Origin of the sequence: Cognaticolwellia beringensis, from assembly GCF_002076895.1 — a bacterium.
GTDB classification, from domain to species: Bacteria; Pseudomonadota; Gammaproteobacteria; order Enterobacterales; family Alteromonadaceae; genus Cognaticolwellia; species Cognaticolwellia beringensis.
In genome coordinates, this window is record NZ_CP020465.1 from 4,493,510 (window position 1) to 4,511,229 (window position 17,720).

General features: G+C 40.1%; 14 protein-coding genes. 6 read left to right on the plus strand and 8 right to left on the minus strand.

Annotation, left to right across the window (positions count from 1 at the left end):
• Positions 1 to 82: 82 nt before the first annotated feature.
• Complete coding sequence (locus B5D82_RS18925; protein WP_081153924.1) at positions 83 to 1,777, minus strand: NAD-dependent malic enzyme; 1,695 nt, start codon at positions 1,775 to 1,777, stop codon at positions 83 to 85.
• Between the two features lie 500 nt (positions 1,778 to 2,277).
• On the opposite strand from B5D82_RS18925, the gene B5D82_RS18930 reads away from it, so the two are divergent.
• Positions 2,278 to 2,631 (plus strand): DUF1428 domain-containing protein, encoded by a 354-nt coding sequence (locus B5D82_RS18930; protein WP_081153926.1) that lies wholly within the window; start codon positions 2,278 to 2,280, stop codon positions 2,629 to 2,631.
• 220 nt (positions 2,632 to 2,851) lie between these two features.
• Here B5D82_RS18930 and B5D82_RS18935 read toward each other — a convergent pair whose 3' ends face one another.
• The 7 genes from B5D82_RS18935 to B5D82_RS18960 all read right to left on the minus strand — a co-directional run bounded on the left by B5D82_RS18935 (position 2,852) and on the right by B5D82_RS18960 (position 12,132).
• Positions 2,852 to 6,301 (minus strand): M36 family metallopeptidase, encoded by a 3,450-nt coding sequence (locus B5D82_RS18935; protein WP_081153928.1) that lies wholly within the window; start codon positions 6,299 to 6,301, stop codon positions 2,852 to 2,854.
• 308 nt (positions 6,302 to 6,609) lie between these two features.
• Positions 6,610 to 6,756 carry a hypothetical protein gene (locus B5D82_RS19965; RefSeq protein WP_157673937.1) on the minus strand — a complete coding sequence of 49 codons (147 nt, stop codon included), beginning with the start codon at positions 6,754 to 6,756 and terminating at the stop codon, positions 6,610 to 6,612.
• Positions 6,757 to 6,808: 52 nt separating this feature from the next.
• Positions 6,809 to 7,735 (minus strand): bestrophin family protein, encoded by a 927-nt coding sequence (locus tag B5D82_RS18940; RefSeq protein WP_081153930.1) that lies wholly within the window; start codon positions 7,733 to 7,735, stop codon positions 6,809 to 6,811.
• A gap of 137 nt (positions 7,736 to 7,872) precedes the next feature.
• Positions 7,873 to 9,465, minus strand: a complete 1,593-nt coding sequence (gene gshA / locus B5D82_RS18945) for a glutamate--cysteine ligase (protein WP_081153932.1) — start codon at positions 9,463 to 9,465, stop codon at positions 7,873 to 7,875.
• Between the two features lie 63 nt (positions 9,466 to 9,528).
• On the minus strand, positions 9,529 to 10,368 hold the full coding sequence (gene fghA, locus B5D82_RS18950) for an S-formylglutathione hydrolase (protein ID WP_081153934.1): 840 nt from the start codon (positions 10,366 to 10,368) through the stop codon (positions 9,529 to 9,531).
• 86 nt (positions 10,369 to 10,454) lie between these two features.
• The gene (locus B5D82_RS18955; protein ID WP_081153936.1) at positions 10,455 to 11,585 is read right to left on the minus strand and encodes an S-(hydroxymethyl)glutathione dehydrogenase/class III alcohol dehydrogenase; all 1,131 of its coding nucleotides are present in this window, start codon (positions 11,583 to 11,585) and stop codon (positions 10,455 to 10,457) included.
• Between the two features lie 220 nt (positions 11,586 to 11,805).
• On the minus strand, positions 11,806 to 12,132 hold the full coding sequence (locus B5D82_RS18960) for a DMT family transporter (protein WP_081153938.1): 327 nt from the start codon (positions 12,130 to 12,132) through the stop codon (positions 11,806 to 11,808).
• Positions 12,133 to 12,564: 432 nt separating this feature from the next.
• Between B5D82_RS18960 and B5D82_RS18965 the strand changes: the two genes are divergently transcribed.
• From B5D82_RS18965 to B5D82_RS18985, 5 genes are all read left to right on the plus strand, one after another.
• Positions 12,565 to 13,431, plus strand: coding sequence for a LysR substrate-binding domain-containing protein (locus tag B5D82_RS18965; protein WP_081153940.1), 867 nt, complete (start codon positions 12,565 to 12,567; stop codon positions 13,429 to 13,431).
• Positions 13,432 to 13,893: 462 nt separating this feature from the next.
• Positions 13,894 to 14,277 (plus strand): VOC family protein, encoded by a 384-nt coding sequence (locus B5D82_RS18970; protein ID WP_081153942.1) that lies wholly within the window; start codon positions 13,894 to 13,896, stop codon positions 14,275 to 14,277.
• Between the two features lie 135 nt (positions 14,278 to 14,412).
• Positions 14,413 to 15,717, plus strand: a complete 1,305-nt coding sequence (locus B5D82_RS18975; RefSeq protein WP_081153944.1) for an NAD(P)/FAD-dependent oxidoreductase — start codon at positions 14,413 to 14,415, stop codon at positions 15,715 to 15,717.
• 309 nt (positions 15,718 to 16,026) lie between these two features.
• A protein-coding gene (locus B5D82_RS18980) for an IS630 family transposase (RefSeq protein WP_425429896.1) occupies positions 16,027 to 16,993 on the plus strand; the annotation gives its coding sequence in 2 pieces (ribosomal slippage) (positions 16,027 to 16,431 and positions 16,433 to 16,993; 966 coding nt in all).
• A gap of 290 nt (positions 16,994 to 17,283) precedes the next feature.
• A complete protein-coding gene (locus tag B5D82_RS18985) occupies positions 17,284 to 17,700 on the plus strand; it encodes a cupin domain-containing protein (RefSeq protein WP_081153946.1) in 417 nt (138 codons plus the stop codon).
• Positions 17,701 to 17,720: the final 20 nt, after the last annotated feature.

Genomic DNA, 17,720 nt, shown 5'->3' on the forward strand with positions numbered 1-17,720 from the left:
TTATGCCGATTATTCGATATATTAGTGCGATAAAATTGCTTTTATATTTATGCTAATTGTAATAACTCTACATATAAAAAGCCTATATTGAAACTCGCTTATACGATCTGTATTTCGCCTGCCAAAAGTTACTTTCTATTTTTTCCAATAAAACTTCGTCAGTTAATGGTAAAGCCAACTGCTGTTCCATGGCTACTTTTGCAACCGCGAATGCGATATTGCGGCTAAGTTCACCAATATTGGTCATTGGGGGTAATAATGCGGCATTAACATCTTTAGCTTGAGGTGATGCATCTGCAAGTGCATTACTCGCCGCCATCAACATTTCGTCACTAATAATGCGAGCACTACAAGCAAGTACACCTAAACCTATGCCTGGGAAGATATAACTGTTATTACATTGAGCAACATGAATGTGTTTACCATTATGTATAATTGGATCAAATGGACTGCCCGTTGCAACAACAACCTCACCATCGGTCCATTCAATAATTTGTGCTGGTGTCGCTTCAACTTGTCTTGAAGGGTTACTTAATGGGAATATGATAGGACGCTCGCAATGTCGCTTCATGCTGCGTACAACGTGTTCGGTAAACAAACCTGGCTGGCCTGATACCCCAATTAAAATATCAGGTTTGGCACAATTGATCACATCAATTAATGCTGGATATTCTGAACTATAATTCCAATCTTCAAGCGAAGATAACGGCTGTTGCAAGGCACTTTGGAAATCACGTAAATCAGCCATGCCTTCAGTTAACAAGCCATATCTGTCAACCATAAATATTTGTTTACGTGCTGCTAAGTCGCTTAGCCCTTCAAAACACATTTGTTGAATAAGCATTTCCGCAATACCACAACCGGCTGAACCACCGCCAACGAAAGCCACTTTCATCTCAGAAAGTTTAGTATTACGCGTTCGACAAGCGGCTAAGATGGTGCCTAAAGTAACCGCCGCTGTGCCCTGTATGTCATCATTAAAACAACACACGGTATCGCGATATCGCTTAAGTAATGGCATGGCATTAGGCTGAGCAAAATCTTCAAATTGAATCATCACTTCTGGCCAACGGCGCTGAGTAGCTTGAATAAATAGATCCAAAAATTCATCATATTCTGGTTGGCCAATGCGTTCATGTTTAGCGCCCATATACATAGGGTCGTTTAATAGTTTTTTATTATTCGTGCCAACATCTAGCATCACAGGTAAGGTGTAAGCAGGGCTAATACCACCACAGGCGGTGTACAATGAAAGCTTACCGATCGGAATTCCCATGCCACCAATACCTTGATCGCCAAGTCCTAAAATTCGTTCGCCATCGGTTACCACGATAACCTTGACCTTCCCCTTAGTCGCATTTCTAAGAATGTCATCAATCATATGACGGTCTTGATAACTGATAAATAACCCTCTAGAAGAGCGATAAATGTCGGAGAATTTTTCACATGCATCACCCACCGTTGGCGTGTAAATGATCGGTAACATCTCTTCTATATGAGCTTGAACTAAGCGAAAAAACAAGGTTTCGTTGGTATCTTGAATCGCGCGTAAATAAATATGTTTATTTAATGGCTCATCAAAACTTTTGTATTGCATGTAAGCTCTTTCAACTTGTTCTTCTATCGACTCGTAACGAGGCGGTAATAAGCCTAATAAGTTAAAGTTCTTTCGCTCTACCTCAGTAAATGCGCTGCCTTTATTCAACAATGGAGTTTCAAGTAAAGCAGGGCCTGAATGTGGAATATATAAAAAATTTGAAGCTGGGTTATCACTCATTGTCGTTATAACTCTTGTTGGAAGGTTGCAGGGAGAATAGCTACATTCATAGTATCTTGACATCAAGATAGCAAACGATTATCTTGATATCAAGATAATCGTTATGATTTATTTGATATCTGCTAGTCCCAATAAGCTATTCATCTAACGACGATGTAAAATGCTAAAAACACTCGACTTAACCTATATCAATAATGAATGTAGATTCAATATCAGCTATTTTTTTTCATTATCGACATTCGCATCGTCATATTGCTTTGACCAATTTAAATGCTCAGAATTTAAGACTAAATACATGTTTTAGATAAGCTAAAATAAAATATATGTAACTAACATTTTTAGTTATATACCCTATATTATCCTGCTAGGTTCTTTTAATTAAACCTGAATAACTAATCAACAATAACAAAATCAATTCAGTTGACTATTTATTACACACAAACCTCACTTAACAATTAAACAATGCTAGGCTTATAGACATTAAAATATAGGAGAACGAAATGCCTTACGTCGACGGTTTTGTAATAGCAGTACCCACTAAAAATAAAAGCAGCTACCTAAAACTTGCCCAAGAGATGGCGGTTATTTTTAAAGATCATGGCGCCTTAACCATAGTAGAAAATTGGGGCGACGATGTCCCTGATGGTGAAACCACCTCGTTTCCTATGGCAGTAAAGTGCGAAGCTAATGAGACGGTAGTGTTTTCTTGGATCACTTGGGCTTCTAAAGAGGCAAGGGAGTTGGGCATGAAAAAAGTCATGGCAGACTCTCGCATGAACTGGGACAACATGACGATGCCTTTTGACGGCAAGCGGATGATCTTTGGCAGTTTCGAAACTATTTTGGAAAAATAACAAACTTGATAAATCAGATTATACCTGGCTAGGCTGCACTGACATTTCGATAGCTCGGTAAGTTTAATAGCCATTGATAACAATATAAAACTTGTTGAGTTTATCCTCGGCAATCACTATTTAAATACAAAAAAATAGCCCACTAACTACATTAGTGGGCTATTACTGGTTTCTAAAAGTGAAGCCTTTGGTTCATAACTTAAGGCTAAAAGCTTATAACTTAAAGCTTAATAATAGTACCATTCACTGGATTAACCATAAACTCAACCAGCTCAACACCACTGTCTTCAAGCGAACTATCTGAACTTGTATCAGTGCCTGCATCAGCAGCATCAGTTACCATTTGGTCAAGTACAATGGTAAATTGTGTTGGGCCATTTGCATAACCTTTGACACGTAAAGTGTAAGTTTCACCACCAACAACGGTGCTGCCTACTTGCTCTGATGCGCCTAAGTTACCAGAGGTCGCTAATACATTACCTTCGCTGTCCAACATAGAGAAATCAAGGTCTGGATAAGCACCACCTACATCAGTATCTGCGCTTAAGGTCGCTACGGCACTTGTCGCACTGTTTAATGCGGTGAAGTTAACATCAACATAGTCAACGCCATCAGCAACTAATACATCAGTTGTACCGATTGCGACTAAACCTTTATGTTCAGAAATGGCATGGTAAACCACCTCGCGTTCTGCAGCTTCAGAGGTATCATTTGACACTTGGCTGCCATTCGCGGCACGTGATTGCCCTTCTATCTTAGCGAATACTTTTGCTTTAAAAGTAAACATTTCAGCTAAAGGATTAGCAAAGCTTAAATTACGCGCACTTGAGTCCATACCTGGTGCTACCGCATCATTGTAAATGAAACGTGCTCTATCACCACGTTGACCACTGCCGGCATTATCAGCGTTGTTAACCGTAACGTTAGGACTACTAATTGACACAATATCAAAGTTGATAGGTCCAAATAGTGTCTTCGCGCCATTGTTAGTTAAGGTATTATCAAAAGCAAATTCGCTAAGCGAAAAAGTCACATTACTGATCCTTGCTTGAACATCCTTAGTCACATTTTTCGCTTTCAGTTTAGTTTTTGCCGTACCTGATAAGTCAGAAAAACCAACTTGTCCTGAAGCGTTCGTTTTAATAGCTCGAACAACATATTGGTAATCAAAAGCTTCAATACCTTGACCCGCGCCACGACCAAAGCCTTGGCCTTTATCTAAGTAACTTGGTTCAGTAACAAACTCAACATGGGTATAACCATTTGAACTTAAATCACCATCGATATATTCACGACCAGGAACACCGGCAAATAAACGCGCTGGGCTGCCTCCTTTACGTTTTAATACCTGATAACCAATGACATTATCAACACTATCCCACGTCACATTAATGCTGTCTTGATTCACAATATCAGCAACAATATTTTGTGGTGTTGCAGGGGCTGCTTGACCGGCAGTAAATTCACTTACGGCGGTTGAAATCATTTGCACGCCGCCAAGTGGAGCTTGGGCATTTTTACCTAATTCACGAGCAGCATACACACGTTCAATTAGGGCATGGTGTCTACCAAGAGAATTCGCATCAACCGAATTTGCTGGGTATAACATAGCGTCAGCAATTAACACTGCATCACGGGCTTTAACAAAGGTATCTGGCGCACTAACACCTAAGACATACATTGAACCTAAGAAAATACGCTCCCATGTTTCTTTACCTAAGCTAGCTGCTTGCGTTGCGTCACCTGTTACAGGATCAGGACGCACAAAATCTTTAGCTGGGTACATTTCTACCATCAATTCACGTAAATCCCACATTGCGCCGGCATAAATCTCACCGTCTCTGTGTACTTCAAAGGTGTTACCACGAGTCCCTAATTGAGAATAACGCAATTGACTTTGACCACTACGAATATACTCAAAAGAGTCTGGGTCAACATTACCTTCACGTAATACATCTCTTAATTTACAAGCATTAACTGGATAGGTTCCTAAATCTGGCGTTTCACCGATTGTATAAGCCCATAAATCCGCTTGACCTTCGTTTAATGCTCCGCCTTCTGGACTACCTTCAAAACCAGCAATTGGCGTAATAGTCGCATGTGTACCTTCATGAATTGGAACACTAAAGTCTATTGCTAAGTTATTAAAAAGATTACCGTGACCATAAAACGTTGGGTTAACTACCACTTCTTGTCCAGCAACGTCTTGTGAAAGAGGAATAGCAAAGGCATTATCTAAGTTTAACAAGTCGTTTAGAAATTCAGGGTCGCTAGGGTCTTGTGGTGCGTCTAATACATTAGGAATATGTACAACACCCACTAATGGTGTTGACTCATTTGGATATTGATCCGGGAAACTACCACTACCAAAACCGCGCGCATGAACTGCATCACCATCTTTGTGTAAGTAATCCAAATACTCTAATAAGTTAGTAATATAAATAAACTGGCTGATACCATCAAAATGTACTTTTGAGCCTGTGGTATGGTCTTTTTCATCTACGCGGCCATATACTGACGCTTCATCACGATCAAAATAATAAGTACCTAGCGCGGCTTGAGCAAACGGTGAGCTCGTTGGTAAGGCACTGCCAATAAGGGCATGTTTACCTGTCAAGACACCTTCAACACCAGTTACGCGGTTGCTATCATCAAATTTTCTTAATTTAATGCGCAGTAAGTCTTGTGGTTTACCGGTTAAGCCGCCGTCTTCATCTATGATTTCACAATTGTCTTGTAATTCAGCAGTGATTGGTGGAAAGGTTGGGAAATAATCGGCATATTGATCGGTAGGTTCATCACCTTCAGCGGTACGGACCTGATCTTCACGGTAAAGAACGTCGCCAGATTGCGCATCAACCATATATTTAAAAACACCAAATGGGTTAGTTGAATAGTAATAGAACTGCCAAACTAAACTATGGCCTTCACCTGTTTGTACAAAACGTAACTCAGGCATAGGTGTTTTAAATACGCCTAATTTAGTGGCAATAGTTTCAAATGCGGGTGTTAATACATCTAATGCCGCCGCAGGAATATCTTTTTGAAATTGTAATAAATTTTGGCTTGCCGCTAATACCGCAGCTTCTGCAGAAAGTTCAGGCTGACTAGCAACATTAAAGGCTTTTTGATACGGCCCCATAACACCACGAACATTATTATCTGCATCGATAACAACACCGACACCATTACCTTCTACTTTAATGCCATTAAACACTTGGTCGAAACGAACAACTTGACCACCTAAAGCGGGTTTTAAGCGGTTAGCATTAAATTGTAATTGGTCATTACTCAAACCTTCAAAAATATCTTGATGGTCGGCAATAAAATTGCGCGCCATATTTTCTGCAGAGTTACCTGAAGTTTTAATGGCCATCCCCGTCATAGCATCGATTGTTCCAGTCATATCGTTCACTGAAACCTGTGCATTGGGGTTTAACGCTTTAAACTGGTTAATGGCTTGAGTTTGTGTTGTGCTCAATGCCATTAAATGAGTAAACGCTGTATCTTGTAGCTGATTAAGTGTTGGCACGCCAACAACATCAAAATTTAAGATTTTATTTGCTTTCGCACTGTCTGTAATTGCAGCAGCATAAGCGTCGGTGGGTAAAACGGTGAAAGGTGTAGCAAGTGCAAACGCAATAGCGCTAGAGAGTAGTGTAGTTTTCATCTTAATAACCTTTATATTTTTTGCCGCTATAAACGAGAAAATATTCAAACGTTCATGGCCGCTTTATGGGTAAGAAAGTAATTCACCTCTCCACAGTGCCCACTTTTTCAACAAAGGTTAATCGGGTGTTCCCCTCACTCAAGCTAGGTAAAAACCCCTAGTGCTAGTTATACCAAATTGATTAATTAAATTGATATTACTCAAAGTTTAATCATACAGGTATCTTGCCATTAACATCTTCATGGTAAGCTTTAGGATGCATAAAAGGGCCTAAAAATAAAGCCCCTAAATCGCTGTAACCTAGGTAGCTATTGGTAACTTGACCAAATATTATGGTTATAGTGATCAAATAAGTTGTCACTACCTGTCATGATAAATAATAAAAATGGCGCAAATAACGTCGATAAAATTGCTATTACGCTCATCAATCGAAATAGGTGAAATTTTGCTTTCATTTTTTACTCCTTCAATAGTGTTTTATAAGCCAAATTATCAAGCAAAAATCTGTTAAATAAGCCGATTTTTTACCGGTTGAATAGCCGCTGGTAACTCTATTACACCTAAAATCTCTAACAAATTAATTTCAATACCACGAGATATTGCACTCAACGGCAAGTCGTTAGCGGAAAGGCCAAAGGGCTCTTCGAGTTCTTCACTTAACGCATCTAAACCAAAAAATGTGTAGGCGATTATGGCGCAAAATAACGGTGTGATCAGCCCCATTGAGCCAACAATACCAAACGGCAATATTAAACAATAAAGGTAGGCGGTACGTTGCACCAATAGCATATAAGCAAACGGCAGCGGCGTACTTTGAATGCGCTCACAGCCCGCTTGCACAGTAGCCATTGAAGTAATATTATCGTCGATAGATTGGATTAAAAAGTCAGATAATAAATTTTTATGTCGACAAGTACCGAGCTTTTTCCCCATTAAGCGTAACAGTGCGTCAGGTAAATTCTGTGATTTACGCAGCGCTGCTATATCTTCAGGATTAAGATATTTCTCAATATCACTCCATGGATCTGATTGTCGTAATTGATGTCTTAAGGCATGGCTAAAAGCGATCGTCAGATAAATCATCCGTTGCTGTAATTCAGCACCACCTTTGGCACTTTCATCTACATAAGACGTCACTTGACGGGATAAACTGCGCGCGTCAATGACCAGTTGCCCCCATTGCTTGCGTGCTTCCCACCAGCGCTCATAACTGGCATTGTTTCTAAAACCCAGAAATAACGATAAGGCCACACCTAATAGCGCTAATGGTGATAAGGTAAAAGTTGGAAATATAACAGGATAGTAGTATTGTGCAGCAGCAACCGCAGTACCTAACAGGGTAAAAAAGGCGATTTGCCCAAATATAAGTGTCACAACTGAGCCACGTAAAATAAACAACAGTTTAAACGCATTAGGTTTATCTCGAACAATCATTATTGCCTCGACTTAATATTATGTTTATTAGGTGTAGATCAAACGGCTCAGTGTTTACTGAGCAATCAATCCATTAAGCAGAATAGTATGATGAACAACAACGAAAGAGTACCCGTCGTTGTTAGTTCAGGGGGCTATCAGGCACTTTGCCGAGCAATAAATTGCTCGAATGAAATATCATCACTTGCTTCAAGTAATTGCTGCTGTTTTATTGACTTAATCGTCTCACGCTTCAACTGTGCTTCCATCGCGCTAGCTAGGCCACGTTTACTGAAATAAGCTTGATGTTGCTTTGCTTGTGCAAGCATCGAATCGATAAATTCATCGCCGTTATCACCAGAGACCATCATAATAGCTGACGGTGTTAGTTCGCTATTCTCTATCTTAGCCAATTGCTCGATCAGTGCTTGGCTGTGCATTGAGTTTTTATCGCTTATGGCATCATTAGACTGCTCAAAATGTGCATTATCGAGTAAATCAGCTATTGGCTGAAGCTCTGTCAGTAACGCGTTCGCGGCCTTTTTAAATGCAACAGGTTGGCCGTTTTGTGTAAGCATTAACTTAGGATTTCGCCCTTCTCGCACGACACGTTGCTGGTTCGCTTTAATTTCTTCAGATTCCTCAGCGCTCAATTCAGCACTTTCAGACAAAAGACAATACAACAAAAACACATCAAGAAATCGGATCTGTTGGGCATCAATACCCACCGGCAAAAACGGATTAATATCGAGAATACGTACTTCAATGTATTCAACGCCCCGTTCTTTAAGCGCAACTATCGGTTTTTCGCCCGACTGTGTCACACGCTTAGGGCGAATTTCGCTATAATATTCATTTTCAATTTGCAGCACATTGCTATTAATCTGACGATAGCTGCCGTTTACATTAATACCAATTTTTTCATAATCAGAGTAACCCTGCGCGATGGCCTTGGTAACATCGTCGACATAATGGTCTAGATTGATATAGCTAATATTTAAGTTTGCTTGCGCTTCGCTTTGGTAGCCTAGATCACTCATTCGAAGCGAAGTAGCAAACGGTAAGCCAAGAGTGTTTTTGCTGAATTTATCTAACTTATCGGTCTTTTCATCCGCCATAAAGCTATTATCTAAAGTCGGCGAGGCGCCAAATAAATAGACTAATAACCAAGAATGCCGGCGAAAATTACGGATCAAGTCAAAATAGCGCTGCGATGTAAAGGCTTGTATATCACCTTGTTCTCCCCAAACTTGCTGGCAATAAGGCCAAAAATCATCAGGCATTGAAAAGTTATAATGTATGCCCGCTATCGATTGCATTGTCCGACCATAGCGATACGCTAAGCCTTGGCGATAAACATGCTTCATTTGACCGATGTTAGAACTACCATATTGGGCAATGGGTATACTCGCTTCTCCTACCAGTCGGCATGGCATACTGGCAGGCCAAAGGTATTCATCCGGCATGTGGCGCAAGGTAAAATGATGCAAATCACTCAAGTAGTCGATAGTGTCATCAACTTGCTGAAACACAGGAGTGATAAATTCCAACAAAGCTTCAGAGTAATCTGTAGTAATGCTATTGTGCGTTAGCGTGGACCCAAGAGCCTCTGGGTGGCCGGTTTGTGCTATCGTAGCTTTTGATGTAACTCTTAGGCCTTCTTTTTCAATTCCCCGTTGAATTTGGCTTAAAAATGCTAAGCCACTTGGTGATTTGAGGTGTTGCAAACGAGTTTGGAATAAATCGGACAAGAAGGTTTTCCTTTAAAATAAATCAATCTAATACAGTTGAGTCTAATACAGTTGAATCTAACGTTATTTATTTAAGTGCTGAGCATGGAAGCGCAAATGTTCTTCAATAAATGATGAGATAAAATAGTAACTGTGATCATAGCCATCGTGAATAGCCAATTCTAACGGGTAACCATTAACTTTTGCTGCCGCTTCTAAAGCTTCAGGCTTTAGCTGCTCAGCAAGGAAATCATCCGCGCCACCTTGATCAACTTTAGCGGGAATAAACTGACTGGCTTTGCGCATCAATTCACTGGCATCATGGTTGCGCCAAGTTGCTTTATCTTTACCTAAGTAAGCGGTAAAAGCTTTTTTGCCCCAAGGCGCTTTTACGGGATTACAAATCGGACTAAACGCCGACATTGAGCTATAACGTTCAGGGTTTAACATGGCAATAGTTAATGCGCCGTGTCCGCCCATTGAATGGCCACTAATAGCACGTTCATTGGATACCGGAAATGAGGCTTCAATAATGGCAGGTAACTCATTAACTACGTAGTCGTACATCTGGTAATGACGATTCCAAGGTGCTTGGGTTGCATTAACATAAAAGCCCGCGCCCATCCCCAAATCATAACCTTCATCATTGGCAACACCTTCACCACGTGGGCTAGTATCTGGCGCCACAATCGCGATACCTAACTCGGCAGCTATGCGCTGTGCACCGGCTTTTTGCATAAAGTTTTCATCGGTACAGGTTAAGCCCGAAAGCCAATACAACACCGGTACTTTTTCGCCATTAGAGATTTGCGGAGGCAAGTAAATAGCAAAGCGCATCGCGCAATTTAATGTTTTCGATTGATGACTATATTGCTTCTGCCAACCACCAAAGCTTTTGTTTACACTGATATTTTCTATTGTCATGGTAAAACCTCAAAATGATAGAACAAGCTCTCTTAAGAGAGCTTGTTCTTATTGAACTCAACGCATCTTATTGATCAAAATAACGTTTATTTGTCGAAATGGATAACCGTGCGGATACTTTCGCCTTTGTGCATCAAATCAAACGATTCATTAATGTCTTCAAGTGCCATGGTATGGGTAATAAAGTCACTTAATTTAAATTCACCTGCTAAATAACGTTCGACATAATCAGGTAATTCAGTACGACCTTTAACACCGCCAAATGCTGAACCTCTCCATACACGCCCTGTCACAAGTTGGAACGGACGAGTTGAAATTTCTTGACCTGCACCGGCAACACCAATCACTACTGATTCGCCCCAACCTTTATGACAACATTCTAACGCAGAGCGCATTAAGTTCACGTTACCGACACATTCAAACGAGTAATCAACGCCGCCATCGGTGAGCTCAACAATCACGTCTTGAATAGGTTTGTCATAATCTTTCGGATTAATACAATCCGTAGCGCCTAACTTTCTCGCTAACTCAAATTTACTTTCGTTAATATCAATGGCAATAATACGGCCTGCTTTTGCCATTGTTGCGCCAATGACCGCTGACAAACCAATACCGCCAAGACCAAAGATGGCTACGGTTGCGCCCTCTTCAACTTTCGCTGTATTCATTACTGCGCCCATGCCGGTAGTAACACCACAACCAAGCAAACAAACTTCTTCTAAAGGCGCATCTTTATTAACTTTCGCTAACGAAATTTCTGGTAATACTGTGTATTCAGAGAACGTTGAACAACCCATATAATGGAAGATTGGCTGGCCATCTTTGTAAAAGCGTGTAGTGCCATCAGGCATTAAGCCTTTACCTTGGGTTTCACGAATTTTTTGACACAGGTTAGTTTTACCCGATAAACAGAATTTACATTCACCACACTCTGGCGTGTATAAAGGAATAACATGGTCGCCAACTTGAACACTGGTAACACCTTCACCAATTTGCTCAACAATACCACCACCTTCGTGGCCTAAAATTACCGGGAAAATACCTTCTGGATCATCACCTGATAACGTAAAAGCATCAGTATGACATACGCCCGAGGCAATCACTTTAACTAACACTTCGCCTTTGCGCGGTAACATTACATCGACTTCTTCGATAGATAACGGTTGCTTAGGACCCCAAGCAATAGCGGCTTTAGATTTAATAAATTTATCTGTCATAATTATTCTCACTTTTTAATTGTTGATATTTTAATAGTTTCGCACAAAGACTAACTTCGACTATGAAGCCAGTCTACTCTTCTTACTTAATGATGATAATACACCTAACATGTAATTCACCTTTACTAATAGGTAACAATAAAGCAATATTATTACCTATAACACTTACTTACGCTTATTTACACGCTTAGTAACTAACGGGTAAACAAATTAGATGGTTTTAATGACTATGACCTTGAGAAAGACTAATCATTGCAATGCCAATAGCGACGAATGCCATGCCAAACCATGTCGTTAAGTCTAGATGCTGACGGTAAATAACGGTAGATAATAATGTCACCGTGATAATCGCTAACCCTGCCCATAACGCATGCACAATACCAATGGGCATCCCTTTCATTGCTTGCCCTAAAAACATAAAAGCCGCTAAGTGCCCCAATAATACTAGCGCACTGGCACCTGGCTTCGTAAAACCATCGGTTGCTTTTAAGGCTACATGAGACATTGCCTCAGCAATAACCCCTAACAAAAGAAATATCCAACTCATTGCTACGTCCTCTTAAATTTCATGTACTGCAATAGCAATACGTTTAAATTATTTAACTTTGCTTATACTTACTACCAATTGTAATAAATAATCGTTTATTCTTAGGCGTACTAACTTCAACACCTTTATTTCGCGAATAACTTACATCCATCTATGAATATTGACGCTAAGGCATGAGTAATTCCTTTAACGTAATGTAGGTGTTTCTGTTTAGCCAACAACAATAAACATGTGATCCTAAATAGGTAGACTCACTTATCATTAAACGCTTACTCAATACAGATTAGTTTTACTTCTGCTTATGTCTTAAGTAGAGTTCACCTTTGCTTAAGTAAATCACGGTAATTTGTTTTGATGCGGCTATTATATTTATTTCCTAGAAGATGATAATATGCTAATTTGTAAAATCACTTGTACATATAGGTAATAATCATGCAATGGGAAGGTATTAGCGAATTTGTTTATGTCGCCGAGAATGAAAGCTTTACCTTGGCTTCAAAGAAAATGGAGATATCGACCGCGCAAGTTAGCCGCCAAATCAGTGCTTTAGAAAAGCGGCTTAATATCAAATTATTTTATCGTACTACGCGCAAAGTTTCGTTAACGGAAGAAGGACGGGTTTTTTATCAACATTGTCGTAGTGTGCTCGATGGCTTAGATGCTGCTGAGCGAGCCATAACTAATTTACAGTCCAAGCCGCAAGGTAAAATTAAATTAACCGCTCCGGTAACCTATGGCGAGCAGCGCATATTGCCCTTGGTGAATAACTTCATAAAGCGCCATAGCGATGTTGAAGTGTCGGCTTATTTAAGCAACCGACAGATCGACTTATCAGAAGATGGTTATGATTTAGCTATCCGTCTGGGCAAGTTAAGTGACTCGTCAATGATGGCAAAAAAATTAGGCACACGCAGCAACTACCTTTGCGCTTCTCCTCGTTATCTCGACACTCATGGCATACCCCACTCGATATCAGAGTTAAGTAAACACAGCTGTTTATTAGGCACACCTGATTATTGGCACTTTAGCGAATTAGGCAAAGAAAGAAGTGTCCGTGTAAAAGGACGGCTACGCTATAACAATGGCCATTGTTTAACCGATGCGGCTTTAAAAGGCTTAGGTATAGTACAATTACCCGATTATTACGTTCAGCAATATTTGAAAAGTGGCGACTTGGTGTCTTTATTAGACAATTACCGTGCTCCTGATGAAGGCATATGGGCGGTTTATCCACAAAATCGTCATTTATCACCGAGAATTAGATTACTGGTAGATTACTTGGCTGAGCAGCTGCTTTGATGTTATTTATTTCGTGACAGCACAATTAACTGAGTCAGTCATTTTCAAGGCACAGCTTCATCTGTAACATCAAGAACATCAAGAACATCAAGAACATCAAGACGAGATAATTTTAAAGCAGTTTAGCGATAGACTATTACTATAAATAGTCAAACATATTCACCTGTAACTTTACGTGTGGACACCACAATCGGCAACTTAGCTCCGCCACGTTTGTATCCATTAGCTAAGGCTTATCCACGTCTATCTGCGGATGAACAGCCAAATACTACCGCCCTAGCTAACCATACATACAACTATTACAGTACAGTAAAAGTGATTTTACATTTGATGGGATTATAACTTGTAAGAAAAGATATATCATACCTCCATCGAAACGAACCGTAGCCATTTAAAGAAAATCTATGCGCTATATTCGATCAGAAAATAATTCACTTTTACTTTTATAAACGGAGAAATAAAATGAGCGTATTTACTCATGTAACAGTTGGCACTAACGATTTAAACAAGGCTCGCGCCTTCTATGATAACGTTTTAAGCACACTTGGCCTTAAACGTATTGCCGATTTAGATGAAAACGGTTCAATCTGGGGCGTAGACGCACCTTCATTCTTTGTACTTAAGCCAGCGAATGGCCAACCAGCAAGTGTTGGTAACGGTGTTACCGTTAGCTTTGAAGCGCCTAACCGTGCGGCTATCGACGCCTTTCACGCAGCAGCTTTAGCGGCTGGTTGTCCTGATGAAGGCGCACCGGGTACTCGCGATTGGGCTCCTCACGCCTATGCAGCTTACACACGTGATTTAGACGGTAACAAACTTGCTGTTTATTGCTTTAAAGCGGCGTAATTTATAATTCTAGATCCAGTTGATCTTACATTATAATGACAACGGTCTGTTAGCCAATTTGGCTTTCAGGCCGTTTTCTCATGAATAAGTTATAGACTATAGGTTTTTTGAAATTATTATTTTTAGGACAACATTATGAGTATTACCACACCAAAAATTATTATCATTGGCGGTGGTGCTGGCGGATTAGAGCTAGCTACCCAATTAGGCCACAAGCTCGGTAAAAAAAAGCATGCCGATATTCTACTGATTGATAAAAATCGCACCCATATTTGGAAACCGTTACTGCACGAAGTAGCGACCGGATCTATTGACCCCGATTTAGATGGTGTTGTCTACTCTGCTCATTCTGCTAAGCATCATTACCGTTTTCAACTGGGTACATTTTGTAATATTAACCAAAGTAATAAAACCATTACCCTCGCGCCACTTTATGACGAGTTAGGCCACACTATTTTACCCGAGCGCAGTATAACTTATGATCATCTGGTTATTGCTGTAGGCAGCGTAAGTAACGACTTTAATACCCCAGGTATAAAAGAGCACTGCTACTTTTTAGATTCAAATCAACAAGCTGAGCGTTTTCAGCACTCATTACTAGACAGCTTTACTCGCCTTCACCAAGACGATAATCAACAACAATCGCTCAATATTGCTATTGTTGGCGGCGGTGCCACGGGTGTAGAGCTTTCAGCTGAGCTCTATCATGTCTCTGAGTTGTTAAAGTTATACGGCTTAACGAATATGTCATCTAAGCGTTTACATATTCATTTAATTGAAGCCGGCCCCCGTATTTTACCCGCCTTACCTGAACGCATTGCGACCAGTGCAAAACGCGAGCTATTAAAATTAGGCGTTAATGTACGTGAACATACACAAGTAAAAGAGGCTACCGAGCAAGGCTTTATTACCCAAAAAGACGAAATGATTAATGCGGATATTATGTTATGGGCTGCGGGTATAAAAGCACCTGACTTTATCAAAGACTTAGGTATTTTTGAGCTCACTCGCAGTAATCATATACAAGTAAATCAATTTTTACAAAGCACGGTTGATGACAATATTTTTGTTTTAGGTGATTGCTGCGCCTTTACCCAACCAGATGGAAAACAAGTACCGCCGCGCGCGCAATCGGCGCATCAAATGGCGCAATGTATTGAAAAAAACTTGCTTGCGACGTTAAAAAACCACCCTCTTTGTGCCTTTGAATATAACGACCATGGCTCACTAGTTAACCTGTCGCGCTATGGCACCGTGGGGAATTTAATGGGCAACCTGACCAGCAATAGCTTTTTTATTGAAGGTAAAATTGCTCGCTTTATGTATCTTTCATTATATCGCATGCATCAGCGCGCTATTCACGGCAGTGCTAAAACCATTGCTTTGTGGATCAGCGAAAAAATACTGCGCGTCGTGCGTCCAAAAATGAAGTTACATTAAGGTTAGTTTAAAATCCCCTAAACATTAGCTTAATCTGAAGCAGTCTCTAAACAACGCCGTGGTAATTTGATTACCGCGGCGTTAATGCTTAAAAGCGTACCTCACTTTACTCATACTTTAACCCATCTGCTAGGCAAATCAGCCACTGTCCCATTTTATTTCTTGCCATAATTTAACCTGTTATACCAATCTGCACAAAGATGTGATCTAATGTGTTTTTATTTTGGATGCAGACACCACGCTTTGGAACAACTCACCTCAGTAGATTTACTCAAATTATCAAGAAAGGAAAAAGATGGGCGAAAGCGTATGCGTTTGCTTGCTGTTTCATACTTTTTAGATGGTCTCAGCAGAACGGATATTTCAACGACATTAAAAGTCGCTCGTTCAAGTGTTAATCGTTGGGTCACTGCTTATTTGACGAAGGGCTTGTCGGGCCTTGATAGTGTTAGCCCGAAAGGAAGACCTTCTATGCTTTCTCCAAAGCAACTAAGCCAACTTGCTCAATACGTTGAAAATCAGAGTTGCTCAACGGAGGGAGGTCGACTTATGGGACAAGATTTTTGTACCTTTATTAAGGAAGAATTCGACATAGATTATCATCGAGATCATGTATATAAAATACTGAAAAAACTAGGGTATTCATGGATAACAAGTCGCTCTAAACACCCTAAGCAATCACAAAGCGTCCAAGACGTTTTTAAAAAGCTTCCAGATGGAAACGATCCTTAACATCCCCTTTAATATTAGCTTAGATAAAGTTGATGTTTGGTTTCAAGATGAAGCACGCTTTGGCCAGCAAAATACAACAACAAGGTTATGGGCGAAAACGGGCAGTAGACCTAGAGCAGTAAGACAACAACAGTTCGAATATGCATACATGTTCGGGGCTGTTTGTCCTTCGACGGGCGCTACAGAGGCATTGATCTCACCCGTGATGAACAAAGACGTAATGAAAAAGCATTTAAAACAAATATCACGAGCCACACCCGAAGGTAGATATGCTGTTGTAGTAATGGATGGAGCTGGTTGGCATACAGAAGACACATTTGAAGATTTAAAAAATCTAGTCATGATCAAGTTACCTCCTTATTCCCCAGAGTTAAATCCAATTGAGCAGGTATGGCAATGGCTAAGACAAAATTGCCTAGCCAATAGATGCTTTAATGGCTATGAAAATATAGTTGATGAATGCAGCAATGCTTGGAATATCTTCAGAAGTGACGTAAAAAGAGTAATGTCGTTATGTAATCGTGACTGGATTAATCTGATTTAATGCTTATGCAGATTGGTATTAACCTGATAAAATCCTGACTTTCTATGCTTTTAACATTATTACCTATAAGTAAAAGTCATTTGATTTTTATGGTGGTTATCATTTCTCATAAACAATGTAAAGTAGCCGCCATGAGTCAGATAGCAGCAATGCATCGGCTCTATAGTATTAATTACTATTAAAATTAAACATACGATTTATGTACCCGCTGCCACTTCAAGATGCAGCTTTTAGCAAGTAGTACGGGTATAGATACTGATTTTTCAGTACACCATATTAGGAATAAAAAAATGACTCAGTCTGTAAATGAAAATATCGCAACTAAACTAGCTCAAAAGCCGAGTATTCAACTGTTTAAAGCGGGTACGTTTAAGTTAAACGACCTAGCGGGCTTACTTGAAGTTAATAATCTGAAAAGCCAGATGGCAGAAGTTACTGTCACCGATAATTCAAATGGCTTAACCGTAGGTTTCTTTGCCATGCAACCTGGCGTTGAGTTCGAATTTGTTTATGAATTTGTCGAATACAAAGTCATCACGAAAGGCAAGATTGTGATGCGCGACTTACAAGGCAACAAATATGTAGCAGAAGTAGGTGACGTAATACTGTTCACCCCTAACGTTACCGTTATCTTTGATGCTGAAAGTGATGGTGAAGCCGTTTATACCGCACACCGCACCGCAGACAAAATGTTTGCACCTAAATAATTTTATTAATTTTTCTAAGG

Bases quoted from the DNA above. Each gene is read 5' to 3' on its own strand.
- B5D82_RS18975 (WP_081153944.1), top strand. From the start codon at position 14,413: ATGAGTATTACCACACCAAAAATTATTATCATTGGCGGTGGTGCTGGC.
- B5D82_RS18970 (WP_081153942.1), top strand. From the start codon at position 13,894: ATGAGCGTATTTACTCATGTAACAGTTGGCACTAACGATTTAAACAAG.
- B5D82_RS19965 (WP_157673937.1), bottom strand. From the start codon at position 6,756: ATGAAAGCAAAATTTCACCTATTTCGATTGATGAGCGTAATAGCAATT.
- B5D82_RS18930 (WP_081153926.1), top strand. From the start codon at position 2,278: ATGCCTTACGTCGACGGTTTTGTAATAGCAGTACCCACTAAAAATAAA.
- B5D82_RS18965 (WP_081153940.1), top strand. From the start codon at position 12,565: ATGCAATGGGAAGGTATTAGCGAATTTGTTTATGTCGCCGAGAATGAA.
- B5D82_RS18960 (WP_081153938.1), bottom strand. From the start codon at position 12,132: ATGAGTTGGATATTTCTTTTGTTAGGGGTTATTGCTGAGGCAATGTCT.
- B5D82_RS18940 (WP_081153930.1), bottom strand. From the start codon at position 7,735: ATGATTGTTCGAGATAAACCTAATGCGTTTAAACTGTTGTTTATTTTA.
- B5D82_RS18935 (WP_081153928.1), bottom strand. From the start codon at position 6,301: ATGAAAACTACACTACTCTCTAGCGCTATTGCGTTTGCACTTGCTACA.
- B5D82_RS18985 (WP_081153946.1), top strand. From the start codon at position 17,284: ATGACTCAGTCTGTAAATGAAAATATCGCAACTAAACTAGCTCAAAAG.
- B5D82_RS18925 (WP_081153924.1), bottom strand. From the start codon at position 1,777: ATGAGTGATAACCCAGCTTCAAATTTTTTATATATTCCACATTCAGGC.
- fghA (WP_081153934.1), bottom strand. From the start codon at position 10,368: ATGACAATAGAAAATATCAGTGTAAACAAAAGCTTTGGTGGTTGGCAG.
- B5D82_RS18955 (WP_081153936.1), bottom strand. From the start codon at position 11,585: ATGACAGATAAATTTATTAAATCTAAAGCCGCTATTGCTTGGGGTCCT.